Genomic DNA, 24,787 nt, shown 5'->3' with positions numbered 1-24,787 from the left:
CGCCGCGCGGTCAGCCGACGTGGATGCGCGGGCGCCTCGACCGGTCGCGTTCGGCCTCCCGGAGTACCTCGCGGGTGACGGGCGCGACCTCGCCCTGGCCGAAGAGGAAGAAGCGCAGGAAGTTGGCGAACGGGTTGCCCTCGGACCACTCGAAGTAGATGTGCGGGCGCTGGTCGGTGAGGTCGCGCACGTGCAGGAGGAAGGCCGCCAGGGCGTTGGGGACGGAGGAGTGCTCCAGGGTCAGGACGCGGTAGCGGTCGTGCAGGACCTCGCCGCACACCCGCAGATGGGCCTCGAACTCCGACGGGTCGAGGACGGTGACCTCGACGAAGATCAGGTCGTCCTCCGGCGGTACGTCGTTGTCGGCACGGATCTGCTGGATCTTGTCCCGGTACTCGGCGACGTCGCGCGCGTCGGGCTCGTTGGCGATGAAGCGCAGCGTGCGGTGGGACATGTCGCGGACGAACCGCTGTGCCATCGGGTCCAGGGTCACGCCGGTGACCCGCAGTTCGAAGGCGCGGGCGAGCCGGGAGGCGAGGGACAGGATGATGATGCCCGCGATGAAGCAGGCGCCGATCTTGACGCCGTCGGGCCGCTCGATGACGTTGACGACGGTGGTGTAGACGAACGCCACCGAGATCGCGGCGAAGGCGATGGTCCACTTCCGTTGTCCGGCCCGGTGCGAGGCGATGGTCACCGCGATGGCCGCGGAGCAGATCAGGACGAGCACGCCGGTGGCGTACGCGCCGCCCTGGGCGTCGACGTCGGCGTCGAAGATCCAGGTGACCAGGAACGCCACCAGAATGAAGACGATCACCATGGGACGTACCGCGCGGGCCCAGTGCGGGGCCATCCCGTAGCGGGGCAGGTACTGCGGCATCAGGTTGAGCAGCCCGGCCATCGCGGAGGCGCCGGCGAACCAGAGGATGGCGATGGTGGCGACGTCGTAGACGGTGCCGAAGGCGCTGCCGAGGTTCTCGTGCGCCAGATAGGCGAGCGCGCGGCCGTTGGCCGCACCGCCGGGTTCGAACGCCTCCTCCGGGATCAGCAGCGTGGTGATGAAGCTGGAGGTGATCAGGAACCCGCTCATGATGAGCGCGGCGGTGGTGAGCAGCTTCTTGGCGCCGCGGATCCGCCCGCGGGGGTGCTCCTCCGTGTCGGAGGCATCGCCCTCGACGTGCGGCATGACCGCGACGCCGGTCTCGAAACCGGACAGCCCCAGCGCGAGCTTGGGGAAGACGATCAGGGCGACGCCGACCATGGCCACGACGTTGCCGTGCTCGGCCGTCAGCGCCGAGGACCAGTCGCTGATCACATGCGACTCGGTGGCCAGGTGCCACAGGCCGTTGACCACGATCACCGCGTTGAGCGCCAGATACACCCCGACCAGCGCCACGGCCACGCCGATGGCCTCCAGGAAGCCCTTGAGGAAGACCGCTCCGAGCAGCGCGATGAGCAGCAGCGTGACGAGCATCTGCCGCCCGTGCAGCCAGTCCGGCGTGTGGGGGTTCTCCAGCAGGTGGATGGAGGAGTCGGCCGCGGAGAGGGTGATCGTGATGAGGAAGTCGGTGGCGGCGAAGCCGAGCAGTGTCAGGACGAAGAGCTTGCCCTTCCAGAACGACAGCAGCCGCTCCAGCATCGAGATCGAGCCCTGCCCGTGCGGGCTCTCCTCGGCCACCCTGCGGTAGACGGGGAGCGCGCCCGCCAGGGTGACCACGACCAGCACGATCGTGGCGATGGGCGACAGCAGCCCGGCGGCGAGCGCGGCGATGCCGGGCTGGTAGCCGAGCGTGGAGAAGTAGTCGACGCCGGTGAGGCACATGACCCGCCACCAGCGCTGCCCCCTGTGGGCGCTCCCGCGCTCCGCCTGTGTGCCCTTCTGGTGCCGGCCCATGTCCGACAACCCCTCGAGCATCCAGGCGCGCAGGCGGCTCGTACCGGCGGTGTCTGACGCGGACATGGATGTGCTCCCGATGGGGCGAGGGACGGGTGTCAGCTCGTCACGGAAGGACGGCGCCGATCAGCGTAAACAGGGAAGACCCGCCGCAGTGCGGTGGATGAGAGCGGGTGTTGAGGGGTGATCTGACCGGTTATGGAGGTTTTGCTGCGGAATTGGATCATAGAAGAGGATTCAGGTGCTTTGGTGTGACGACATACAGTCGCAAACCGGGTTCTCCCGTCGGGCCGAGTCTCCTCCGTGCGGGGGTGAACGGGCCCGGCGCGGCGCCGTATGGGGGGCGTCAAGATTCCGTTAGGAATCGTGTGGGCTTCTGACCTCTACACATAAGGAAGAAATAAGGGCAGAATATATCTAGACGGTATAAGCCGTACTCCACGCTGGATGTGGTCGGGTCTACGAGTCGAAGGAGACGGGTCATGACCAACATCTCGCCTACCACCAGAGGTGACATCACCACTCACCCCGACGCTTCCGAGATGCGGGACAGGTACGCCCGCATGCTCGGCGGCCGCGATGTGGCGCTCGTGGACGGGCCGGTGTTCCTGCTGGGTCTGTACTGCGCCGTGTCCCCGTGGATACTCCACTACACGACGAGCCAGCCCGACCTCGTGACGCACAACCTCATCGTTGGCGTCGCGATCTGTTTGCTGGCCCTCGGATTCACCCGGGCTCCTGAGCGTATGTACGGCCTGAGCTGGGCGTTCTGCGCGATCGGCGCCTGGATGGTCGTCGCCCCGTGGGTAGTCGGGGAGAGCCCGGACGCCGGGGTCATCCTCAACAACGTCATCATCGGCGGCCTCGCGGTGGTCCTGGGGCTGATGTGCGCCGGTACGGCGGCCAAGCGCACCCCCCAGCCGTAGAAACCCGCCCCGTAAAGGAGACACCCGGGCCGGGCCCACGCCGTCGGACGGGCCGGCCCCTCACATCCCGTGCGCCGACGCGTGCAGCGGTCAGCGCACGGGCCACTCGTGCACGGGAACGTTCGCGTGCATGTGTTCGATGTACCGCGTGAGCATCGCGTGCAGCGCGGCCCGCCGGTCCAGGTCGCCGTCGTCCTCGAGACGGTGCACCGTCTCCGTCTGCCAGGTCGCGCCGTTGCGCCCGGTCAGGCAGCGCCCCTCGATGACGCGCAGCAGCCGGTCGCGCTCGGCCGGGGCCACGCCCCAGCGGTCCAGCCCCTCGTGCGCCATCGGCAGCAGGCGGCGCAGCACCAGCTCGGTCACCGGCAGATAGCCGAGGCCCGGCCAGTACACCGTGGCCGCGATGCCGTGCCGGGCGCAGGCGTGGAAGTTCTCCTCGGCCGCGCTGAACGACATCTGCGACCACAGGGGCCGCTCCGCCTCGGCCAGCATCCGGACCACGGCGAAGTAGAAGGCGCCGTTCGCCATGGTGTCGACCACCGTGGGACCGGCCGGCAGCACCCGGTTCTCCACCCGCAGGTGCGGCCGGTCGTGAACCACGTCGTAGACGGGGCGGTTCCAGCGGTACACCGTGCCGTTGTGCAGCCGCAGCTCGGGCAGCCGGGGTGTGTCGCCCCGGGCCAGGGTCCCGGCGGGGTCCTCCTCGTCGCAGATCGGCAGCAGCGCCGGGAAATACCGGACGTTCTCCTCGAACAGGTCGAACACCGAGGTGATCCAGCGCTCGCCGAACCACACCCGCGGCCGTACGCCCTGCGCCTTGATCTCCTCCGGCCGGGTGTCGGTGGCCTGCTCGAACAGGGGGATCCGGGTCTCGCGCCACAGCTCCCGGCCGAACAGGAACGGGGCGTTCGCGCCCAGCGCCACCTGCACCCCGGCGATCGTCTGGGCGGCGTTCCAGTACGCGGCGAACTGCGGCGGGCTCACCTGCAGATGGAACTGGGTGCTGGTGGCGGCCGCCTCCGGAGCGATCGACTCGGCGGTCACGGCGAGCCGGTCCACGCCGTCGATGCGGATGTCCAGGTCCTCGCCGCGCGCCGCGAAGATCTGCTCGTTCAGCAGGGCGTAGCGGGGGTTGGCCGACAGCGACCCGAGCGTGATGTGCGCGCGGCGCAGCGTCGGCAGGATACCGATCATGACCATGTGCGCGCCGACCGTACGCGCCCTCTCCTCGGCCGCGTTGAGGCTGGCGCGCACGTCCCGCTCGAAGGCGGCCGGGCCGTCGCCGGCCAGCCGCCGGGGCGGCAGGTTGATCTCCACGTTGAACTGGCCCAGCTCGGTCTGGAAGGCCGGGTCGGCGATCGCCGCGAGCACGTCGGCGTTGCGCATCGCGGGCTCGGCGCCCGCGTCGACGAGATTGAGCTCGATCTCCAGGCCGGTCATCGGCCGCTCGGAGTCGAACCGGGCACCGCGCAGCATCTCGGCGAACACATCGAGGCACTGGCGTACTTTGCTCCGGTATCGCGCCCGGTCCTCCCGGCTGAACTCGCGCCGCGCGACCTGCTCGCCCATACCGTTACGTTCGCACGCCGGACCGTTCGCGGGAACACCTCCGGCACGGCGCTCTGCGCCCACCCGGGCTCGGGGCGCCTCCGGGCGGCGGACCGCGGGCCGTCCCGCGGGCCGGGGGCGGGAGCGGCCGGACCGGATGTCGGCCCCCCGTGACACCATGGCTCCGTGCCACTCCCCACCGAATCACCCCTCGTCGGACGCCACGCCGAGCTGTCCCGTCTGACCGGCCTGCTCGACCGCGCCCGCGAGGGCGAGGCCCGCGCCGTCCTCGTCGCGGGCGACGCCGGGGTGGGCAAGACCCGGCTGCTCGACGAGACCGCCACCCGGGCCGCGGCGGCCGGGATGACCGTGGTCACGGGGCACTGCGTCGACCTCGGTGACGTGGGGCTGCCCTACCTCCCCCTCACCGAGATCTTCCGCACCCTCGCCGCCGACGAACGCTTCGCTCCGATCCTGGCCTCGCACACGCTGGCCGAGCGGCTCATCGGCGGCCGGCCCGCCGCGGACGGCGCCGGCCGCGACGCCGACGCGCGCCTGCGTCTCTTCGAGGACATCGCCGCGCTGCTCGCCGACCTCGCCGAGGCCGCCCCGCTGCTGATCGTCCTCGAGGACCTGCACTGGGCCGACCAGTCCACCCGCGACCTGCTGCGCTTCCTCCTCAGCCGCGCCACCCTCCAACGCGCCGGCGGCACGCACCAGCGGATGGCCGTCGTCGCCTCCTACCGCACCGACGACCTGCACCGCCGCCACCCCCTGCGCCCGCTCCTCGCCGAACTGATCCGGCTGCCCGCCGTCGAGCGGCTCGAGCTCCGGCCGCTCGCCGACAGCGACGTGGAGCGGCTCGTACGCACCCTGCGCACGGCTCCGCTGCCCGACCCCACCGTGCGCCGCATCGTCGAACGGGCCGAGGGCAACGCCTTCTACGCCGAGGAGCTGCTCGCCGCCACCGCGGACGATCCGGGCGGCCCCGGCTCGGCCGACGTGCCCAGCGGGCTGGCCGACGTCCTCCTCGTCCGCTTCGAACAACTCTCCGGTACGGCCCAGCAGGTGCTGCGCACCGCCTCCGTCGCGGGCCGCAGCGTCGAGCACGAGGTCCTGCGCGCCGCCGTCGAGCTCCCCGACGACGAACTGGAGGCAGCCCTGCGCGAGGCGATCGGCCGGCGGCTCCTGGTCTCCGGCCCGGGTGCCGTGGAAGCCACCGCCGAGCGCGACACGTACGCCTTCCGGCACGCACTGATCCAGGAGGCGGTCTACACCGACCTGCTGCCAGGCGAGCGCGTCCGCCTGCACCGCGTGTTCGCCCAGCTGCCCGCCACCCGCAGCCGCCCGGCCGCCCGCGCCCACCACGCGCGCGCCAGCCACGACCTGCCCGGCGCACTCGAAGCCTCGCTCGAGGCGGCGGAGTACGCCCGCCACATCGGCGCACCGGCCGAGGAGCTCCGCCATCTCGAGGCCGCCCTCGACCTGTGGCAGGCGGTCGACGAAACCGAGCGGCCCGACACGGCGGGCCTCACCGAGATCACCCTCACCCTGCGCGCGTCGGCCGCGGCCGCCCACGCCGGCGAGAGCCACCGCGCCGTCTCCCTCACCCGCGCGGCGCTGGCCCGCGTGGGCTCCGACGCCGACTCCGAGCTGGCCGCCCGGGTCCGCTACACCCTGGCCGGCCGGCTGATGGACATCGACAGCGTGACCGCCGCCTTCGCCCACAGCAGCGACGCCCTCGCCATGATCGCGCCCGACCCGCCCTCGCGGACCTGGGTCTGGGCGGCCGCCACGCACGTGATGGCCGCCAACTACGTGGGCGACGAGGACACCGCGCACCGCGTGGCCGTCGAGGCGCTCGGCAAGGCGCAGTCGCTCGGCATGCCCGACGCCCAGGCCGACCTGACCATCTCCCTGGTGGGCCTCGAGGGGGAGGGCCGCCGCACGCCCGAGGGCAGACTGCGGCTGCGGCAGGCCCGCGATCTGGCCCGGCGGGCCGAGAACGACTCCATCGAACTGCGCGCGCTGTTCAACCTGGCCATCGGCTGCTTCGAGTCCGGCGTCCTGGAGGAGTGCCTGACCTGGCTCGCGGAGGGGCTCGACCGCGCCCGCAGGGCCGGCCTGCTGACGGCGCCCTATCCGCTGATGATGCGCTACCTGCAGTCCCTGGCGCTCTACACCCTCGGCCGCTGGGACGACTGCGCGAACGCGGCCAGGGCCGACGCGGAACGGATGCCCGCGGCAGGGGCGTTCGTCACCGGCCCCGCCCTGTACGTCGCGCTGGGCCGCGGCGAGCAGGGCGCGGCGGACGGTGCCCGCGCGCTGCTAGCCCAGCCCTTCGACACGATGGCCTGGATCGTCGCGGGAATCGTGCTGACCGACGACGCGGCCATGCGCCACGACCCCGAGGCGGCCGTCGAACAGGTACGGTCCACGATCGCCCGGCTCACCGAGGGATCCGGCTTCGAGCACCACGACATCGCCGTCCGCCTCGCCGCGCTGGCCCTGTCCGCCGTCGCTGACGCCGCCGGCGACGGCCGCCTCACCGGCGACGAGGAGAGCGTCCGCCGCTGGACGGACACGGCGGCCGAACTCGCCGCGCTGGCCCGGGTCACGGCCGAGAAGAGCGAGGACGGCCACGGCCCCGAGGGCAGGGCGTGGCTGGCCCGCGCCGAGGCGGAGGAGAGCCGGGCGGCGGGGCGCGCGGACACCGGTGCCTGGGAGAAGGCGGTCGCCGCCTTCGCCGAGTACGGCGACGCGTACGAACGGGCCCGCTGCGAGAGCCGGCTGGCCGAGGCCCTGCTGGCCGCGGACCGTCGCACGGAGGCGGCCGACTGTGCCCGGTCCGCCCACGAGACGGCGGCCACGCTCGGCGCGCGGCCACTGCTGGAGGACGTCGACGCCCTGATCCGGCGCGGCCGGCTGCAGGCCCGGCCCCAGCCCGAGGCGTCCGTCCTGACGGCGCGCGAGCGCGACGTGCTGCTGCTGCTCGCCCGGGGCCTGACCAACCGCCGTATCGGCGAGGAGCTGTTCATCAGCGGCAAGACGGCCAGCGTCCACGTCTCCAACATCCTGGCCAAGCTGGGCGCCGCCAGCCGCACCGAGGCCGTGGCGGTCGCCTACCGCCAGGGACTGATCGAACCGGAGACCACGGCCTAGTAGCGGGCGTGGGATCGTGGCCGTATGACGGTGACAGTCGAGGACGTCAGGTCCGTGGCACGGGCCCTGCCGCGCACGGAGGAGGCGCTCGTCAGGGACCGGGTGAAGTTCCGGGTCCGCGGGATCGTCTACGTCGCGTTCTCCCGCGACGAGACGGTGATGGGCTTTGCCTTCCCCAAGGAGGAACGGGCTGACCTCGTCGCAGCCGAGCCGGACAAGTTCCTGATGCCGGACCCGGTGGACGAGCGCTTCAACTGGGTGCAGGCGAGGACGAGCGCGCTGGACGCGGACGAGATGCGGGAGATCGTCATCGACGCCTGGCGGATGGTCGTCCCGAAGCGGGTGGCCGCGGAACACCTGGGCGACGCCGGCTGACGGCACCTGAGACGGCCGCCGGGCGTCGTCAGGGCCTCACCGCGCCGCGGCCGTGCTCCTGGTGGCGCAGCGCGTCCAGCACTGCGCGGACCGCCGCACGAGGCGGTGACCCGCGACGTACCGCCGCGGTGATCGTGCGCGTGACCGGGGAGCCGAGCTCCCGGGTGGCGACGCGATACCGGCGGTCGACCGCCAGGCCGGGCAGCAGGGCGATCGACAGACCGGCCTCGACGTGCTGCAGGGACATCATGTAGTTGCTGAACCGGCACACCACCTTCGGCTCGAAGCCCGCCTGCCGGCACAGCCGCAGCGCGAGATTCGCCATGTACGACTGCGGAACGTCGAACGACCACGGCTCGTCGGCGCACGCGGCCAGGTCCACCGCGCCGCGCCGGGCCGCGGGGTGCTCGGGCGGGAGGACCAGCAGGACGGGGTCCGTCGCCAGCGTCACGAAGTCGAGGTCGGGCCCCAGCGGCAGCTCGTCGAAGTCCGTGGTCGTGATCACGATGTCCGCGTCGCCGGTGCGCAGCGCGGGCACGCTCGCGTGCGGCTCGAGCTCCAGCAACTCGACCTCGAGGTGCGGGTGTTCGCTCGCCAGTCGGGTCACCGCCGGCACGGCCATGCTGTGGATCGCGCTCTGGAACGCCCCCAGTCGCACCAGCCCGGCGGGCTCGTCGCCGAACCCGCGCAGCTCCGCCTCGACGCCGTCCATGTGATCGAGGATCGCCCGGGCCCGCCGCGCGAGGATCAGCCCGGCCGAGGTGAGCCGCACCCGCCGCCCCGTGCGCTCCAGCAGCTGCGTGCGGGTCTCGGCCTCCAGCACGGCCAGTTGCTGGGACACGCTCGACGGGCTGAGGTGGGCGGCCTGGGCGACGGCCCGGACCGTGCCCAGTGTGTCCAGCTGGCTGAGCAGCCGCAGCCGCCAGGGATTCATCATGGTGCCATCCTTGTGCGGACGAGCCGTACAGCAAAGCCGGAAACGTGAGATGGACGTGTCGCTCGGAGGCGCCCTAGCGTCGGGTCCATGGCTGCTACGACGATCACCGCGCCGCCCGCCGAAGCGTTCTGGTCCGATGCCGAACGGCATCTCGTCCGCTACGGCGGCGAGTTCACCCGCGAGATCATCGACCGGGCCGCGGGGAGCTTCCTGTTCACCGCCGACGGCCGGAAGATCCTCGACTTCACCTCCGGCCAGATGAGCGCCATCCTCGGCCACTCGCACCCGGAGATCGTCACCACCGTCCAGCGGCAGGTCGCGACCCTGGACCACCTCTACAGCGGCATGCTCAGCCGCCCGGTGGTCGACCTCGCCCGGCGGCTGGCCGGCACCCTGCCGGCGCCGCTGGAGAAGGCGCTGCTGCTGACGACCGGCGCCGAGTCGAACGAGGCCGCCGTCCGGATGGCGAAACTCGTCACCGGGCGGCACGAGATCGTGGCCTTCGCGCGGTCCTGGCACGGCATGACGCAGGCCGCCGCGTCCGCCACGTACAGCGCGGGCCGCAAGGGCTACGGCCCGGCCGCGCCCGGCAACTTCGCCATCCCGGTGCCGAACGCGTACCGGCCCGACTTCACCACGGCCGACGGCGCACTCGACTGGCGCCGCCAACTGGACTTCGCCTTCGACCTGATCGACGCCCAGTCGACGGGGAGCCTGGCGGCGTGCCTGGTCGAGCCGGTCCTCAGCTCCGGCGGCATCATCGAACCGCCGCCCGGATACTTCGCGGCCCTGCAGGCAAAATGCCGGGAGCGCGGCATGCTGCTGGTCTTCGACGAGGCCCAGACCGGGCTGTGCCGCACCGGGACCTGGTACGCGTTCGAGCGCGACGGCGTGGTCCCCGACATCCTCACGCTCTCCAAGACGCTCGGCGCCGGCCTGCCTCTCGCGGCCGTGATCACCAGTGCCGAGATCGAGCAGGACGCGTACGAGCGGGGGTTCCTGTTCTACACCACACACGTCGCCGACCCGCTGGTGGCGGCGGTCGGCAACACCGTCCTCGACGTCCTGGTCCGGGACCGGCTCGACGAGCGGGCGCGGACGCTCGGCGCGTTCCTGCGGCGCGGCCTGGAGGACATCGCCGCACGCCACGCGGTGGTCGGCGACATCCGCGGGCGGGGCCTGCTGGCCGGTCTCGAACTGGTCGCGGACCGGGAGACGAAGCAGAGCTCGGACGAACTGGGCGCGCGGGTCACCCGGCGCTGCCTGGAGCTGGGCCTGCACATGAACATCGTGCAGCTCCCGGGGATGGGCGGGGTCTTCCGGATCGCGCCGCCGCTGACCGCGACCGAGGACGAGCTGGCGCTGGGCCTGGCGATCCTGGACGAGGCGATCGGGGACGCCACCGCCGGGCGCTGACCGCGTTGCCCGGTGACCACGCGCCCGGCGGACCACCTGGCTTGGTGGAACCTTTACCTTGCCGCGGCCGTTGATCCGGTGAGCGCCCGCACGCGGGCCGGACCGATGACGCAGACGCAGACCGAGGTGACCCAGGCATGGCAGTGTGGAACCGGCTCAAGGACCAGGCCAGAGCGCTCCAGCAGGCGCAGGGAGGGCGTTCCCCGATGGGCGGGCAGCGCCACGGCGGGGGTTCCGGCAGTGGTGCCCGGTCCCAGCTGGTGAGCACGCTCAAGACGCAGCTCGGCTCGCTGAAGACCGAGCTGAAGAGCGGTGCGTACCGGGACGCGAGCATGGCGATGTGCGCGCTGGTGGCCGCCGCCGACGGCCATGTGGACCCGGCCGAGCGCCAGCACGTGGAGTCGATGATCCTCAGCAACGACGTACTCCAGAACTTCCCGCCCGACCAGCTGCGCCAGCGCTTCAACGCGCACGTGGACCGGCTCACCCGCGACTTCGCGCAGGGCAGGGCCGAGGCCATGCGGGACATCGCGAAGGCGGCCAAGAAGCCGACCGAGGCGAGGGCGGTGATCCAGACCGGCATCGTCATCGCGGCGGCGGACGGCGACTTCTCCCAGCCCGAGCAGACGGTCATCCGCGAGGCGTGCGCAACGCTGGGAGTCTCACCGGCCGAGTTCCAGCTCTGACCCGGCGCGGCCCGTCACGGCCCGGCGGTCAGGTGGTCTGCTTCCAGCGCTGCTCGGGGGCGTCCCAGTCGGTGATGCAGCTCCACTGGATGGCCCCCGCGCCGTCGGCGGTGCTGCCGCCGTCGGCGATCGACAGGCACTTGCTGCTCTTGCTGTTCTTCATCTGACCGCTCGAGGTGCGGGTCCACCGCTGCTCCGGTGCGTCCCAGTCCGTGATGCAGGTCCACAGCACGGCCCGGGCGCCGTCGGCGGTGCTGCCGCCGTCGTCGACCGACAGGCACTTCCCGGACGTGACGTGCCGCAGCGTGCCGGATCCTGCCCAGCGCCACTGCTGTTCCGCGCCCCCGGAGCAGGTCCGCTGGACGACGGGGGTGCCGTTGGCGGTGCCGTCGAGGGACAGGCACTTCCCGCTCTTGGTGTTGACGAACTCGTCACCGGAGTCGGCTGCCGAGGGCTCCGGGGCTGGTGCGTTCGACGCGGTCGGTGAACTGCCGGCGGTGGGGGAGTGGTTGTCCGCGGGTTCGGCACTGCGGGAGGCTGCCGTGCCGCCCGCGCCCTTCTTCCCCTTGCCGCCGTCCGCGGACGGGCTGCTGAGGCGCTTCGAGGAGGCGCCGCCGGGGTCCTGCGACGACGGCCCGCCCGACTGTGTGGGTGTGGCGTCGGCGGGAGCCCCCGCGTTCGCGTCGGCGCCGTTGTCGACCGCCAGATACGTGACGCCGCCGCCGACGACGAGCACGGCGGCGGCGGCCGCGGCGATCGCCGGCCCGCGGCGGCGCGGCCGGGGGCCGGCGGGGGAGACGCCGGATGTGTGCGTCGCGCGGGGCGTCACCGCCGGGGCGGTGTCCTGGTCGGGGGCGGCGGGCGGCGGTCCGAAGGACCCCGCCGGTATGGGCGGGGAGGGCGCCTCCGACGCATACGCCGGCGGGGCCGGGCGGCCGAGGCGCACCGTCCCGGTCGCGTCGGTGGGCAGGGGCTCGGCCGCCGCGACCGCGGCGAGCAGCCGCGCCGCCTGCGTGGCGTCCGGACGGGATCCGGGATCCTTGGCCATCAGCGCGTGCAGGACCGGCGCGAGCGGCCCGGCCCGGCGCGGCTCGGGCAGCGGCTGGACGACGATCGCGGTGATGGTGGACCAGGTGGACGAGCTGCGGAACGGGGTCCCGCCCTCCACCGCGGCGTACAGCGTGGCGCCCAGTGACCACAGGTCGGAGGGCGGACCCGGCTGCGTCCCGCGGGCCCGTTCAGGCGCGAGGTAGTCGAGGGAGCCGACGAGTTCGCCGTGGCCGGTCAGGGTGTCGGCGTCGCCGGCGTCGTCGATGGCGGCGATACCGAAGTCGGTCAGCACCACCCGGCCGCCCTTTTCGAGCAGGATGTTGCCGGGCTTGACATCGCGGTGCAGCACGCCGACCTCGTGGGCGGCGGCCAGGGCCTCGGAGACCCTGGCGCCGATCCCGGCCGCGTCCAGGGGATCGAGGACGCCGTCGCGGCGCATCACGTCGGCGAGCGACTCGCCCTCGACCAGCTCCATCACGATGACGGGGTGGCCCTCGTGCTCGGTGACATCGTGCACGGACACCACGCCGGGGTGGTTGATCCGCGCCGCCGCCCGCGCCTCACGCTGCATACGGCGCTGCAGCCCGGCCAGCGCCGCGGCCGCGTCCGCTCCGGCGGGGGGATGCAGCTCCTTGACCGCGACCTGGCGTCCCAGCGTCTCGTCGACGGCCCGCCAGACGGTGCCCATCCCGCCGCGCCCCAGCATCGCCACCGTGCGGTAGCGGCCGGCGATCATCCTGCCGCCGTCGTCCGCCCGACCTTCGCCCGCCATCGCGTACTCCCCGATTCGAGGTTGGTTCCCTCTGTGCCGGGGACACACTAACGGGGCTTACGGGGCAGGCGAGTTGAAGGGTTCCGGGGATGCGGTTCGGTTCGACTGCGGGTCACCGAACAGGCCGTACGGGCCACTTCGCGTTCACATTGAAAGAACCTGAGCGGCCCTTCGCCGGTCGCCACCGTTCACGTGGGAGAGCCTCAGCGGGGCCTCCGGTCACGCCTTCTTGACCACGCTGGACTTCAGCTGCATGGCGCCGAACCCGTCGATCCTGCAGTCGATGTCGTGTCCGTCGACCCCGTCGGTCAGTCGGATGTTGCGGACCTTGGTGCCGGCCTTGATCCCCGAGGGGCTGCCCTTGACCTTCAGCGTCTTGACCACGGTGACGGTGTCGCCGTCCCGCAACGCGTTGCCGACGGCGTCCTTCACCACAGGTGCGTCCGCGGTGTCCGGCCCGGTCCCGCCGTCGGCGGCGGGCACCCATTCGTGGCCGCACTCCGGGCACACCATCAGGGCGTTCATCTCGTAGGTGTGCTCGCTGGAGCACTCCGGGCAGGGCGGAAGGTTCTCGTTCACGTCACCAGCATAGGTGGACCATCCGCCGGAATGGCAAATTGCAAAATTATGCAATTGGCTAGATAGTGTGTCCGTCGGAGTTCGCCGCCGGTGACGCATGTGAGGGGAGTGGCGGTTTCGTGTCGGTGCCGCTGTACCAGGCCAAGGCCGAGTTCTTCCGGATGCTGGGGCATCCGGTGCGCATCCGCGTGCTGGAGCTGCTGCAGGACGGCCCGCTGCCGGTCCGGGACCTGCTGGCGGCGATCGAGGTGGAGCCGCCGACGCTCTCGCAGCAGCTGGCCGTGCTGCGCCGCTCCGGCATCGTGCGCTCCACCCGGGAGAGCGGCAGCGTGGTGTACGAGCTGGCGGGCGGGGATGTCGCCGAGCTGCTGCGCGCCGCGCGGAGGATCCTCACCGAGATGCTGGCGGGGCAGGGGGAGCTGCTGGCCGAGCTGCGGGAAGCCGAGGTCGGCGCGGGGTGAATGCGCTGCTCGGCCGGGCCTGGCGCCCGGTGCGTTCCCTCCTGCCCGCCCCGGCCGACTTCGCCGCCATGCGCCGGAACCCGAGGCGGGACCTGCTGGCCGGGCTCACGGTCGCGATCGTGGCGTTGCCGCTGGCGCTGGGTTTCGGCGTCTCCTCCGGACTGGGCGCGCAGGCGGGGCTCGCGACGGCCGTGGTGGCCGGCGCCCTGGCGGCGCTCTTCGGCGGCTCGAACCTTCAGGTGTCCGGGCCCACCGGCGCGATGACGGTGGTGCTGGTGCCGATCGTGGCCCGGTACGGGGCCGGCGGCGTGCTGGCGGTGGGCTTCCTGGCCGGCCTGATGCTGATCGGTCTGGCCCTCGCCCGTGCCGGGAAGTACATGCGGTACATCCCGGCCCCGGTGGTGGAGGGCTTCACCCTGGGCATCGCGGCCGTGATCGGCCTGCAGCAGGTCCCGGACGCACTCGGGGTGGCCAGGCCGGAGGGCGAGCGGGTGCTCCTCGTGGCCTGGCGGGCGATCACGGACTTCGCCTCGTCACCGGACTGGACCGCGCTGGGTCTGTCGCTCGGGGTCGCCGCGGTCATGCTGGTCGGAGCGCGCCGGCGGCCCACCGTCCCGTTCTCCCTCCTCGCCGTGGTCGGTGCCACCCTGGCCGTACGCCTGATCGGCCTGGACGCGACGCCGATCGGCGACCTGCCGGCCGGGCTGCCCGCGCCGTCGCTCGGCTTCCTCGACCCGACCGCCCTGTCGTCGCTGCTCGCCCCCGCCGTGGCGGTCGCGGCGCTGGCCGCGCTGGAGTCGCTGCTGTCGGCGACCGTGGCGGACGGCATGACGGTCGGCCAGAAGCACGACCCGGACCGGGAGCTGTTCGGCCAGGGCATCGCGAACCTGGCGGCGCCGATGTTCGGCGGGGTCCCGGCCACCGCCGCGATCGCCCGTACGGCGGTCAACGTGCGTACCGGAGCCCGCTCCCGGCTGGCCGCGCTCACCCACGCCGCCGTGCTCGCGGTGATCGTTTTCGCCGCGGCGCCGCTGGTGTCGCAGATCCCGCTCGCCGCGCTGGCCGGCGTGCTGCTGGCCACCGCGGTGCGGATGGTCGAGGTCGGCAGCGTGCGGGCGATGACCCGGGCCACGCGCTCCGACGCCGTGGTCTTCGTTCTGACCGCCGCGGCCACCCTGGCGCTGGACCTGGTCTACGCCGTGATCATCGGCCTGGTGGTGGCCGGGGCGCTGGCGCTGCGTGCCGTGGCCGAGCAGGTCCGGCTCGACGAGGTCGACGTCGCCGGCGAGCTGCCCGGTGCGCACTCCGAGGAGGAGCGGGCGCTGCTGGCGGAGCACATCGTGGCGTACCGGCTGGACGGACCGCTGTTCTTCGCCGCCGCCCACCGGTTTCTGCTGGAGCTGAGCGAGGTCGCCGACGTGCGGGTGGTGATCCTGCGGATGTCCCGGGTGACGACGATGGACGCGACCGGTGCGCAGGTGCTCAAGGACGCGGTCGAGAAGCTGAACCGGCGCGGGATCGCGGTGCTGATCTCGGGGATACGCCCCGGACAGCACCGCGTGCTGGACTCCGTCGGTGCGCTGGACCTGCTACGCCGCGAGGGCGGCGAGTACCCCACCACCCCGGACGCGATCCGCGCCGCCCGGGGCCGTCTGCAGTCCGCCGGGATCCTGCCCGTCCAGCACAGCCCCCGCGAGGAGACCGCCCGCTGACCCCGGGGCAGCGCCGGCACGTCCGCGTTCGCCCGCGGCACTGCCTCCTGCCCGTGTCCGGGTCATGAGCCCGATCGATCCGGGTCAAGATGGGCGGCATGCCAAAGACGCTCGGGTGGATGCGACGCGCGATGCCGGGCCGGACGCGGCGCCGGTCCTTCTCCCCTCGGGAGGAGATGTCGCCGTGAGCGCACCGCTCTACCAACTGAAGGCGGACTTCTTCAAAACCCTGGGACACCCGGTCCGCATCCGCGTGCTCGAGCTGCTCAGTGTCCGCGAGCACGCGGTCGCCGAGATGCTGCCCGAGATCGGCGTGGAGCCGGCCCATCTGTCCCAGCAGCTGGCGGTGTTGCGGCGGGCGAACCTGGTCGCATCCCGCCGGCAGGGTTCGACGGTGTACTACTCGCTGACCTCTCCGCAGGTGGCCGAACTGCTGCGGGTGGCCCGGGCGATCCTGTCCGGGGTGCTGGCCGGCCAGGCGGAACTGCTGGCCGATCTGCGGGAGGCCGGCACGCAGGAGCCGCCACCGGCGGGGCCCTCGGGGAGTTGACCACCCTTGCCGGATCACGGGGCGTACGCCCGCTGTGCGGCGAGGCGGCGGGCGGTCCGTCGCGCCTTTCGCCACAATGATCCGGAAAGGCCCATGGATCAAGGCGAAAGGCGCACACGCGGCATGGCTGACGGCCGGCTCACCCTCACCATGGTCGACACCAGCCGGGTGCCCCCGCTGCTGGCGCTGGCGGCCCTGGTGGTCACCTTCCTCGTCACCCGCGGCATCACCCGCATGATCCGCGCCGGGCGGGGACCGTTCCGGAACGTCAACCCCGGCGGGATGCACATCCACCATGTGGTGCCGGGAGTCGTCCTCATGGTGATCGGGGGCTTCGGCGCGATCTTCGTGGGGGAGGACGTGGTCGCCAGGTCCGTGGCCGCCGTCGTGTTCGGTATGGGCACCGGTCTGGTGCTGGACGAGTTCGCCCTGATCGTCCACCTGCACGACGTCTACTGGAGCGAGCAGGGCCGCACCTCGGTCGAGGTCACCGTGCTGACGGTCGTGGTCGTCGGCATGGTGCTGCTGGGCTCGTCCCCCTTCGACGTGGACGACGGAGGGGGGCCGGAGGAGCAGGGGCTGGCCGTGTGGTCGGTGAACCTCATCATCGGGACCCTCATCGCCGTGGTCGCGTTCGCCAAGGGCAAGTTCCGCATGGGCGTGATCGGCGTGGTCATCCCCGTGGTCGGGGCGATCGGCGCGATCCGCCTCGCCCGTCCCACCTCACCCTGGGCGCACCGCTTCTACGGCCGCCGCCCGCACAAGCTCACCCGCGCCACCCGCCGCGCGGACCGTCACGACGCCCGCTGGAACGGCCTCCGCACCCGCTTCCAGAACGCCATCGCCGGCGCCCCCAGCCAGTCCCAGCAGTCCCAGCAGCAGGACAAGGACCAGGACGGCTCCCAGCCACCGAGCGGGTGATACCCGCGGCCACCGGCGGCGACAACGGATCTCGATCCCGGGTTCGCCTCAAGGTGCTTCGCGAGGCACAGCGAGGCCGAAGTGGTCGATGGCCTCGTTGGCGACGTCCTGCGGGGAGCGGTGCGTGTTGTCGATCCGCAGACTGGCATCCGCCCAGCCGTCGAGCTCGCCGGGCTCGGAGTTGAGGCGGTGGCGGGCGTCGAGGTCGAGCAGGTTGCGGCGGGAGGCGTCGACGTTCCGCTTGGACGGCTTGGCGGCGAGCCGCGAAGGCCCGGTGTTGCGGCTGAGCCGCTCCCGCAGCTCGGCGGTGAGCTCCAGATGCAGCACGCGGCCCCCTCGTACGCGGAAGCACTGGGCGTAACGCTCCACGACCGCGTGGTCTTCGGGTACGTCGTGGGCCCACACATAGGTGAAGATCAGGCCCGGCAGGTCACTCGCCGCCGCCTCCTCGACCAACCGCCGGCGGAAGTCGCCGACCAGGCGCTTGAACGGGGCACTGCCGAAGGGGAAGAGCTGCAGGACGGGCTCGATGGTCAGGTGGTTGTGCAGCAGCCGGAACCCCGTCCGGTCGGCGATCTCCTGCCCGACCGTCATCTTGCCGACCGCCGGCGGCCCGGTGACGAAGAGCAGATCGGATGCGGGCTCACTGGACGCGGCGCTCATCGGCCGAGCGTAGGGAGGACTTCCATGGCGGAGCCAGTCGTTTTCGGTGCCACGGGTCGCCCTTCGGGACGTAGAAGTCCGCGCCGCTGGGCCATCGAGCGGAGCGTTCCCCCTATCTGCCGCAGGCGGCAACACGCCATCACGGGTGTGCCGTAGCCTGCCTTGGTGCCCGGAACCGCGTGACCGGAGGAGTCGATGCTGGGATGACGGCAGGGCGACCGATGCCCACGCAGGACGACGTGCTCGGATACTTCCGCACGCTGTCGAACTGGGGACGGTGGGGCGACGACGACGAGCTCGGCACGCTGAACCACATCACCGACGGCGTACGGCTGGCGGCGGCGCGAGCCGTACGCCACGGCAGGAGCGTGTCGTGCGCATGGGAGGTCGCCGTACCGGCGGACATGGAACGGTCGACGACGACGTGCCCGTACGCCGTCGACATGCCCGGTGCCGAGAACATGCCGCCCGCATTCCATGCCGACCGGCGCTGGGGCTTCTCGTCCGAGCGGCTCGGCATCACGTTCCACGGCAACACCCTCACCCACCTCGACTCGCCGTGCCACATCTTCTGGGACGGCGCGATGTACAACGGGCGCTCGCACTCGTTGGTCGACGCGGCGACGGGATCGGCGTGGGCGGCCGTCACGGCGGCGGCGAACGGGATCATCACGCGTGGGGTGCTGCTGGACGTCGCGCGGGTGCGCGATGCGCCGTGGCTGGAACCGGGACAGGGTGTGTTCCCCGCCGATCTCGAGGAGGCCGAGCGTCGCCAGGGTGTGCGGGTGCGACCCGGCGACGCGGTACTCCTGCGGACCGGCCAGGGCCGCGCCCGCCACGAGGGCGGTACGGCCGGCGGCGTCACGCAGGCCGGCTGGCACGCGTCCTGCCTGCCGTGGCTGCACGAACGGGGGGTCGCGCTGATCGGCGCCGACACTCCCCAGGACGTCCAGCCGTCGGGGTACGAAGAGGTGTTGATGCCGGTGCACGCGGTGAGCCTCGTCGCGATGGGTCTGTGGATGCTCGACAACTGCGACCTGGAGGCGTGCGCGGCGACGGCTGCCGACCTCGGCCAGTGGGACTTCCACCTCGCCGTCGCACCGGTCCGCCTCGCCGGCACGTCGGGCAGCCCGGTCAACCCGATCGCCACCTTCTGACTGCCGCGGGCGCGCGGCGGGTCCCGTACGCCCACCACGGTGCGGGCGGCGACGCGGTGAGCCCTACCCGGAGGGTCTCCTCCGCTTTCCGCCCCTGCTCCCCTGTGTGAGGCTCGATCGTGAGCGGCCTCCGCAAAGAGATCAGGGCGCTGCCCAAGCCCTGACATACCGCCGGCGCGGGCCCGCACCTCGTATACAGCTCGCGAAAGGACTCACCGTGACCACGTACGCTCTCATCGGCGCAGGCCCCGGCCTCGGGCTCGCCAGCGCCCGGCGATTCGGTGCTGCCGGGCACAGCGTCGCGCTCCTCTCCCGCGGCGCCGAGCGCCTGGACGAACTGGCGGCCGAACTGGGCAGCAACGGCATCCAGGCCCGCGGGTTCGCCGCCGACGTCCTGGACCCCGACTCCCTCGTCGACGCCCTTCAGGAGGCCACCGAGACGCTCGGGCCGGTCGAGATCCTCCAGTACAGCCCGGTACCCCCGCCGGACTTCATGAAGCCGGTCCTCGAAACCGGCGCGTCCGATCTCTACGCCCCGCTGGCCTTCTCCGTCAGGGGCCCGCTCACCTGCGTCAACACCGTCCTGCCGGGGATGCGGGCGCTCGGCCGCGGCACGCTGCTGTTCGTCAACGGCGGCAGCGCCGTACGCCCGAACCCCGAGCGGGCCGGCACCTCGATCGCCTTCGCCGCGGAGAGCGCCTACGCCCGGATGCTCCACGACGTGCTCGCCCCGTGGAACATCCACGCCGCACAGCTGATCATCCCCGGGGTCATCAGCCCGGACGCCGAGCACTCCAGCCCGGCGGTGCTGGCCGAGCGCCTGTACGCCATCCACACCGACCGCAAGCAGTTCCGGCACTACGCGGAGCCCATGCCCGACTGATCGCTCCGCCCGCTTCGGCGTCTGCGCGAGGGCGGGCCGGGATGATCGCCCCTCGTCGCACTGCCATCCCCCCCACTACTCGGTGATACTTTGTAGTGGTACTCAGTGCTACGCAGTACTGCGAGGGGTCGAGGAGGATTCGGGATGGAGGACCTGACGGAGATGCTGAAGGGCACGCTCGAAGGGTGCGTGCTCGAGATCATCGGCGGTGAGGAGACCTACGGGTACGCCATCACCCGTCGGCTGAACGAGCTCGGCTTCGCCGACGTCGTCGAGGGGACGGTCTACACCATCTTGCTGAGACTGGAGAGGAACCGGCTCGTCCAGGTGGCGAAACGACCATCCGGAGTCGGTCCGCCGCGCAAGTTCTACACGCTCAACGACGCCGGACGCGCGGAACTCGCCAAGTTCTGGGCGAAATGGCAGTACGTCTCGTCGCGCATCAACAAGCTCAAGGAGGGCGGGAGATGAACTTCTGGGAGAGGATCACCGGCAGCGATCTCACCAGGGAATGGAAGGCGTTCGAAGCCCGGGCCGAGGCCCTGCCGGACGACTACCGGGCGGCGTGGGGGGAGATCATCGCCCACCTCTTCCCCTACGGGGACTTCACCGGCCGCAACCTGATGCCGATCCTCGACGGTGCCCTGGGACTGCTGGAGGCGGCAGCGGCGGACGGGCAGAGCGTCCACGAGGTGCTCGGCGACGACATCGGGGGCTTCTGCACGGCACTGGCCGGTGGGGAAGGGGCCCGAACCTATCGCGACCGGTGGCGCGAGCAGTTGAACAGGAACGTCGCGAAGAAGCTGAGCCGGCTGGGAGGCTGACGTGAGCATCCAGGACATCATCGAGGGCAAGAAGCAGTGGCGGGCGCACATGGCCCGGGTCAAAGCGCTCCCTCAGGACTACCGGATCGTCTACAGGGAGATGCAGAAGTACCTGTTCAAGGTCGGACCGGTCGACCTGCCCGACGTACTCCCCGGGATCGTCGACTTCTTCGAGGAAGGCGCCGCGGCGGGCAAGGGGGTCGTGCAGCTCATCGGCAACGACGTCGCCGCGTTCTGCGACGACCTGATCAAGGACTCCCGCACCTACGCGGACGTCTACCAGGAATCCTCAGGCAGGGAACCCGGCACGGCCGAGGCGTAACACCCGGGACGGCCGGGCCCATGTCGGGCGGCGACACGGCGAGACGGTGGGATCTGCTGTGAATGGTCAGCCGGAGATTAGCGTGGGCGACCAAGACCTCCGATGTGGATGGCGTCGGCGAACTCACCACGTCCGGAGGTGCGCCGAGGCAACGGAAGGACACTGCATGGATGAAATGCTTGCGAGCTGGAACGACGGGACTGCGAAGCGGGCCATTGTCGAGTTCGTTCGCCGGGTGACGACCCCCCGGTGACGGGTATCTGGAGCCTGCGGCGCGGGTGGCGGTGTTCGACAATGACGGCACTCTCTGGGTCGAGCAGCCGTTGCCGGTTCAGCTGGACTTCATCTTCCGTGCTCTGGCGGCGGCGGGCCGGCAGGATTCCTCGCTGGCCGAGAAGCAGCCCTACAAGGCGATCCTCGAGCAGGACCACGACTTCTTCGCAGCGGTGGGTCAGCAGCACCCGGACGCGATCATGGCACTTGAGGAGGCGCTCGCCCGCAACTGGCACGGGGCGACGCCAGGCGAGTTCGACGCCGAGGTGCTGCGGTACCTGGACGGTGCGAAGTCCGAGCGTTTCGGCGTGCGCTACACCGAGCTGGTCTACAGGCCGATGCTGGAACTCTTCGACCTGCTGAGGTCGTGCGAGTTCCGGATCTTCGTCTGCTCTGGAGGAGGCCGGGACTTCATGCGGGTGATCGCCGAGGACGCCTGGGGCCTCAACAGGGAGGACGTAATCGGGACGGCCGCTCAGTACGAGTACCGGGACGGCGAGCTCTACCGGACCGACAAGGTGCTGGGCGGGATCGCCCTGGGCCCGGGGAAGCCCGAGCACATCTTCGCCACGACCGGCCGGATGCCGGCCTTCGCGGGCGGCAACGCGGACGTCGACATCGAGATGCTGGAGTGCGCGACGTTCGCGATGCTCCTCGTCCACGACGACGAGGAGCGCGAATTCGCCTATACGGCCGCTGCCGAGAAATCGGTGGGGGAGGCGAAGCGCCAGGGATGGACCCTGGTCAGCATCAAGAACGACTGGAAAGTGGTCTTCTGATGAGCGACCTCACCGCCGTCGACATCCTCATGCTCCCGGACGAGACGATGCTGGAGCAGGCCGGGGCGCTGAACGCGCAGATGCGCACCAGCGTTCCCGACGGCTTCGCGCTCGATGCCCGGCACCGGCCCCACATCACGCTGCTGCAGCGTTACGTCCGCACCAGCGAGCTCGAACGCGTCTTCGACGCGGTCGCGGGCGTGATCGGCGCGGCGGATCAGGGTTCGCTCCAGCTGCGCGGAGTCAAGGTTGCTCACATGGAGGTCGCTTCCTACCCCGGGGTAGGTCTCGCCGGCATCGTTGTCCAGCCGGGTCAAGGGGTACTCGACCTGCAGCGCTCGCTGATCGTCGCGGTCGAGCCGTTCGTCGCGCAGGGCGGGACCGCCGACGCCTACGTGATCACGGAGCAGGAGCCTGAGATCAACGAGAACACCATCGAGTATGTCGAGCGGTATGTGCCCGATCACAGCGGCGAGAACTTCATCGCGCACGTCACCGTCGGCCTTGCCGGACTCGACTTCCTCGCCGATCTGGAGAGCGGGCCCTTCGACGCCTTCGCGTTCCACCCGGCCGCCTTCGCCGTCTTCCAGCTCGGCAACAACGGGACCGCGCAACGCGAACTCCGGACATGGGATCTCGGCGCGGGAAGCCGGCCCCGCCGCGACAGTTAGCGCGCACGGGCCGGCGGGGAGGATCTCGGCGAGCTGCTCCCCGCCGAGGCCGAGGTCTCGCACCCCCGCCGGCCGCGAAGCCCGCCCGCGGATCACCGGAACGGCGCGCCGCCCGCCCCCGCCCCCGGTGAGCCTTCGATACTGAACCCCATGGACCGCAGCGCCGAGCTACTCGAAGCCGTCTACGAGGGGGACCTCCGGGTCCTCACCCAGTTGCTCGAGCAGGGCGACGACCCGCCCGAGCGGCTGCGGGCGGCGTTGTACGAGGCGGCCGTCGAGGGGCGGTCCGATCTGGTGCGCGTGCTGCTGCGGCACGGGGCCGATCCCGACGCGCCCGGGCCGCAGGACGAGGACGGGCTGCCCCTGTGCGCGGCCGCCTGCTGGGGGCACACGGAGGCCGTGGCCGAGCTGATCACCGCGGGCGCCGACGTGAACCTGCGGGAGTGGGACGGCAACACCGCGCTTCTGTGGGCCGCCGAGAACGGGCACACCTCGACCCTGCGGCTGCTGCTCGGCCACGGCGCCGACACCTCCGTCGCCGACGAGGCCGGGCGTACCCCGCTGCACCGCGCGGCCGCCCGCGGCTCGTTGCAGGTCGTCGAGGCGCTCGTGCAGGCCGGCGCCGACACCACGGCCCGCGACGACGAGGGGCTGACCGCCCGGGAGGCGGCGCGGCCCTGGGTGGGCGTCGACCTGCGCAGGGAGGTCCGCCATCGCGCCCGCATCCTGGCCGAGGCGCTGCCCGGCGACCGGGTGGTGGTCCGCGAGGAGTTCGCCGAGGACGACTCGGCGGTGCTGGTGGCCGAGGTGCTGCGCGGCGGCGAACCGCGCGTGTGGACAGACATCCAGACCGGCCACGCCGCCATCGTCGACCTCCTCGCCTCCTACCCGCCGGCGGTCGGCGACCGGTAGCCGCACCCCCGATGTTCACCGCAGCGCGCGGAAGAACTCCGTGATGTCGTGCGCGAGGAGCTCCGGTTCCTCGTGGGCGGCGAAGTGGCCGCCGCGGGGCATGCGGGTGTACCGGGTGACGTGGTACGTGCGCTCGGTCCAGCTGCGCGGCGGCCGGGTGAGGTCGGCGGGGAACACCGCGAGCGCGGTGGGTACGTCGACCCGCTCCACTCGCCGCGTCAGCCCCCGGGCGTATTCGTAGTAGGGCCGGAAGGACGTGGAGACCGTCCCGGTGAACCAGTAGAGCGACGCCTGCGTGAGGAGGTAGTCGTCGCTGAACCGTGACGACAGATCGCCCCCGCAGTCGCTCCACGCGCGGTACTTCTCCACCATCCAGGCGAGCAGCCCGGCCGGCGAGTCGGCCAGCCCGTAGCTCAGGGTGAGAGGGCGCGTGCTCTGCTGGTGCTGGTATCCGCCCTCGTCGGCGGACCACCGCGCGACGGAGTCGAGGTACTCCTGCTCCTCGGGCGTGACACCGGCGGGGTCGTAGGCGGCCGGGGCGGCGACCGCCAGCAGGTGGATGCCGGCCACCGCCTCGGGGTGGGCCTCGCCGAGCCGGGAGGTGATGCCGGCGCCCAGATCGCCGCCGTGCGCGGCGTAGCGCTCGAAGCCGAGTTCGCCGTGCATGAGCCGGTGCCAGATCTCATGGGTCTGCGGCGCCCCGGCGAGCGAGGGCCGCTGCGGTGAGAAGGCGAACCCGGGCAGCGAGGGCACGATGACCGTGAACGCGTCCCCGGCGTCGCCTCCGTACCGCGACGGCGTGGCGAGCCGGCGGGCGAGGGTGGTCAGTTCGAGGAAGGAGCTGGGCCATCCGTTCGTCAGGACGATCGGCAGGGCGCCGGGGTGCTCGCCGTCGAAGCGGAGGTAGTGCACGGGAGTTCCGTCGATGTCCGCGAGGTGGGACGGCAGGGCGTTGATGGCGGCTTCCTGGGCGCGCCAGTCGTAGTCGGAGGCCCAGTGGGCGACGAGGCGGCGCAGTTCGCCGGGGTCGGTGCCGGCCTCCCATCCGGTGTCGGGCCAGGGGGTCGGCCAGCGGGTGCGGAGCAGTCGTGAGCGCAGCTCGCCGAGCTCGGCCTCGGTGACGGCGATCATGGGCGCGCGGTGGGTCACAGGAGTCTCCAGACGTGTCCGATCCCAGCTTGTACGACGGCAGCGGGGGCGAGCCTGTCGACCCGCCCCCGCCGAGGATCACCGGGGCGCCCGCGTCCCCGCCGAACTGGAGCGCGTCCAGGTCCGTCACGTCCAGCGGGCGCCGGTCGCGGTACGGCGGGACCA

24 protein-coding genes are annotated in these 24,787 nt (G+C 71.9%); 17 read left to right on the top strand and 7 right to left on the bottom strand.

Features of this window, described 5'->3' with window-relative positions; genetic code table 11:
- Positions 1 to 10: 10 nt before the first annotated feature.
- Positions 11 to 1,960 carry an amino acid transporter gene (locus AB0M28_RS17225; protein ID WP_365404769.1) on the bottom strand — a complete coding sequence of 650 codons (1,950 nt, stop codon included), beginning with the start codon at positions 1,958 to 1,960 and terminating at the stop codon, positions 11 to 13.
- A 416-nt stretch (positions 1,961 to 2,376) separates the two neighbouring features.
- Between AB0M28_RS17225 and AB0M28_RS17220 the strand changes: the two genes are divergently transcribed.
- A complete protein-coding gene (locus AB0M28_RS17220; RefSeq protein ID WP_365404766.1) occupies positions 2,377 to 2,820 on the top strand; it encodes an SPW repeat protein in 444 nt (147 codons plus the stop codon).
- 90 nt (positions 2,821 to 2,910) lie between these two features.
- Here the strand turns inward: AB0M28_RS17220 and AB0M28_RS17215 are convergent, their stop codons facing one another.
- Positions 2,911 to 4,389 carry a glutamate--cysteine ligase gene (locus AB0M28_RS17215; protein WP_365404763.1) on the bottom strand — a complete coding sequence of 493 codons (1,479 nt, stop codon included), beginning with the start codon at positions 4,387 to 4,389 and terminating at the stop codon, positions 2,911 to 2,913.
- 165 nt (positions 4,390 to 4,554) lie between these two features.
- Between AB0M28_RS17215 and AB0M28_RS17210 the strand changes: the two genes are divergently transcribed.
- Positions 4,555 to 7,530: an AAA family ATPase gene (locus tag AB0M28_RS17210; RefSeq protein ID WP_365404761.1), complete on the top strand. Its 2,976-nt coding sequence runs from the start codon at positions 4,555 to 4,557 to the stop codon at positions 7,528 to 7,530.
- 24 nt (positions 7,531 to 7,554) lie between these two features.
- A complete protein-coding gene (locus AB0M28_RS17205; protein WP_365404758.1) occupies positions 7,555 to 7,905 on the top strand; it encodes an MmcQ/YjbR family DNA-binding protein in 351 nt (116 codons plus the stop codon).
- A gap of 28 nt (positions 7,906 to 7,933) precedes the next feature.
- On the opposite strand, the gene AB0M28_RS17200 is transcribed toward AB0M28_RS17205, so the two are convergent.
- Positions 7,934 to 8,842, bottom strand: coding sequence for a LysR substrate-binding domain-containing protein (locus tag AB0M28_RS17200; RefSeq protein ID WP_365404755.1), 909 nt, complete (start codon positions 8,840 to 8,842; stop codon positions 7,934 to 7,936).
- A gap of 87 nt (positions 8,843 to 8,929) precedes the next feature.
- Between AB0M28_RS17200 and AB0M28_RS17195 the strand changes: the two genes are divergently transcribed.
- Both AB0M28_RS17195 and AB0M28_RS17190 read left to right on the top strand, forming a co-directional pair.
- Positions 8,930 to 10,258 carry an aspartate aminotransferase family protein gene (locus AB0M28_RS17195; protein WP_365404752.1) on the top strand — a complete coding sequence of 443 codons (1,329 nt, stop codon included), beginning with the start codon at positions 8,930 to 8,932 and terminating at the stop codon, positions 10,256 to 10,258.
- 137 nt (positions 10,259 to 10,395) lie between these two features.
- The gene (locus AB0M28_RS17190; RefSeq protein ID WP_365404749.1) at positions 10,396 to 10,944 is read left to right on the top strand and encodes a TerB family tellurite resistance protein; all 549 of its coding nucleotides are present in this window, start codon (positions 10,396 to 10,398) and stop codon (positions 10,942 to 10,944) included.
- A 28-nt stretch (positions 10,945 to 10,972) separates the two neighbouring features.
- Here the strand turns inward: AB0M28_RS17190 and AB0M28_RS17185 are convergent, their stop codons facing one another.
- A complete protein-coding gene (locus AB0M28_RS17185) occupies positions 10,973 to 12,766 on the bottom strand; it encodes a protein kinase (protein ID WP_365404746.1) in 1,794 nt (597 codons plus the stop codon).
- A 219-nt stretch (positions 12,767 to 12,985) separates the two neighbouring features.
- On the bottom strand, positions 12,986 to 13,345 hold the full coding sequence (locus tag AB0M28_RS17180; RefSeq protein ID WP_365404743.1) for a zinc ribbon domain-containing protein YjdM: 360 nt from the start codon (positions 13,343 to 13,345) through the stop codon (positions 12,986 to 12,988).
- 119 nt (positions 13,346 to 13,464) lie between these two features.
- Between AB0M28_RS17180 and AB0M28_RS17175 the strand changes: the two genes are divergently transcribed.
- From AB0M28_RS17175 to AB0M28_RS17160, 4 genes are all read left to right on the top strand, one after another.
- Positions 13,465 to 13,806, top strand: a complete 342-nt coding sequence (locus AB0M28_RS17175) for a metalloregulator ArsR/SmtB family transcription factor (protein WP_365404740.1) — start codon at positions 13,465 to 13,467, stop codon at positions 13,804 to 13,806.
- Positions 13,803 to 15,518 carry a SulP family inorganic anion transporter gene (locus AB0M28_RS17170; protein ID WP_365404737.1) on the top strand — a complete coding sequence of 572 codons (1,716 nt, stop codon included), beginning with the start codon at positions 13,803 to 13,805 and terminating at the stop codon, positions 15,516 to 15,518. Before AB0M28_RS17175 ends, AB0M28_RS17170 begins: the two co-directional genes overlap by 4 nt.
- A 184-nt stretch (positions 15,519 to 15,702) precedes the next feature.
- A complete protein-coding gene (locus AB0M28_RS17165; protein WP_365404734.1) occupies positions 15,703 to 16,068 on the top strand; it encodes a metalloregulator ArsR/SmtB family transcription factor in 366 nt (121 codons plus the stop codon).
- A gap of 123 nt (positions 16,069 to 16,191) precedes the next feature.
- Complete coding sequence (locus AB0M28_RS17160; RefSeq protein WP_365404732.1) at positions 16,192 to 16,989, top strand: hypothetical protein; 798 nt, start codon at positions 16,192 to 16,194, stop codon at positions 16,987 to 16,989.
- Between the two features lie 48 nt (positions 16,990 to 17,037).
- Here AB0M28_RS17160 and AB0M28_RS17155 read toward each other — a convergent pair whose 3' ends face one another.
- Positions 17,038 to 17,652: an AAA family ATPase gene (locus AB0M28_RS17155; RefSeq protein ID WP_365404729.1), complete on the bottom strand. Its 615-nt coding sequence runs from the start codon at positions 17,650 to 17,652 to the stop codon at positions 17,038 to 17,040.
- Between the two features lie 203 nt (positions 17,653 to 17,855).
- Between AB0M28_RS17155 and AB0M28_RS17150 the strand changes: the two genes are divergently transcribed.
- The 8 genes from AB0M28_RS17150 (at position 17,856) to AB0M28_RS17115 (ending at position 23,473) form a co-directional block, all read left to right on the top strand.
- Entirely contained in the window at positions 17,856 to 18,809 is a 954-nt protein-coding gene (locus AB0M28_RS17150) for a cyclase family protein (protein WP_365404726.1), read from the top strand.
- Positions 18,810 to 19,026: 217 nt separating this feature from the next.
- Complete coding sequence (locus tag AB0M28_RS17145; protein WP_365404723.1) at positions 19,027 to 19,692, top strand: SDR family NAD(P)-dependent oxidoreductase; 666 nt, start codon at positions 19,027 to 19,029, stop codon at positions 19,690 to 19,692.
- 144 nt (positions 19,693 to 19,836) lie between these two features.
- On the top strand, positions 19,837 to 20,163 hold the full coding sequence (locus AB0M28_RS17140; protein WP_365404720.1) for a PadR family transcriptional regulator: 327 nt from the start codon (positions 19,837 to 19,839) through the stop codon (positions 20,161 to 20,163).
- Positions 20,160 to 20,516: a DUF1048 domain-containing protein gene (locus AB0M28_RS17135; protein ID WP_365404717.1), complete on the top strand. Its 357-nt coding sequence runs from the start codon at positions 20,160 to 20,162 to the stop codon at positions 20,514 to 20,516. The genes AB0M28_RS17140 and AB0M28_RS17135 overlap by 4 nt, the downstream gene beginning before the upstream one ends.
- 1 nt (position 20,517) lies before the next feature.
- Complete coding sequence (locus AB0M28_RS17130) at positions 20,518 to 20,838, top strand: DUF1048 domain-containing protein (protein ID WP_365404714.1); 321 nt, start codon at positions 20,518 to 20,520, stop codon at positions 20,836 to 20,838.
- A 284-nt stretch (positions 20,839 to 21,122) separates the two neighbouring features.
- On the top strand, positions 21,123 to 21,890 hold the full coding sequence (locus AB0M28_RS17125) for an HAD family hydrolase (RefSeq protein ID WP_365404711.1): 768 nt from the start codon (positions 21,123 to 21,125) through the stop codon (positions 21,888 to 21,890).
- Positions 21,890 to 22,561: a hypothetical protein gene (locus tag AB0M28_RS17120; RefSeq protein WP_365404708.1), complete on the top strand. Its 672-nt coding sequence runs from the start codon at positions 21,890 to 21,892 to the stop codon at positions 22,559 to 22,561. The genes AB0M28_RS17125 and AB0M28_RS17120 overlap by 1 nt, the downstream gene beginning before the upstream one ends.
- A 150-nt stretch (positions 22,562 to 22,711) precedes the next feature.
- A complete protein-coding gene (locus AB0M28_RS17115; protein ID WP_365404705.1) occupies positions 22,712 to 23,473 on the top strand; it encodes an ankyrin repeat domain-containing protein in 762 nt (253 codons plus the stop codon).
- A 15-nt stretch (positions 23,474 to 23,488) separates the two neighbouring features.
- On the opposite strand, the gene AB0M28_RS17110 is transcribed toward AB0M28_RS17115, so the two are convergent.
- Positions 23,489 to 24,622: an epoxide hydrolase family protein gene (locus AB0M28_RS17110; RefSeq protein WP_365404702.1), complete on the bottom strand. Its 1,134-nt coding sequence runs from the start codon at positions 24,620 to 24,622 to the stop codon at positions 23,489 to 23,491.
- Positions 24,623 to 24,787 lie beyond the last annotated feature (165 nt).

It is taken from the genome of Streptomyces sp. NPDC051940 (genome assembly GCF_040680895.1).
Classification (GTDB): domain Bacteria; phylum Actinomycetota; class Actinomycetes; order Streptomycetales; family Streptomycetaceae; genus Streptomyces.
The sequence above is the reverse complement of the archived record's forward strand: the minus strand, read 5'-3'. Positions and strand labels throughout refer to the sequence as shown.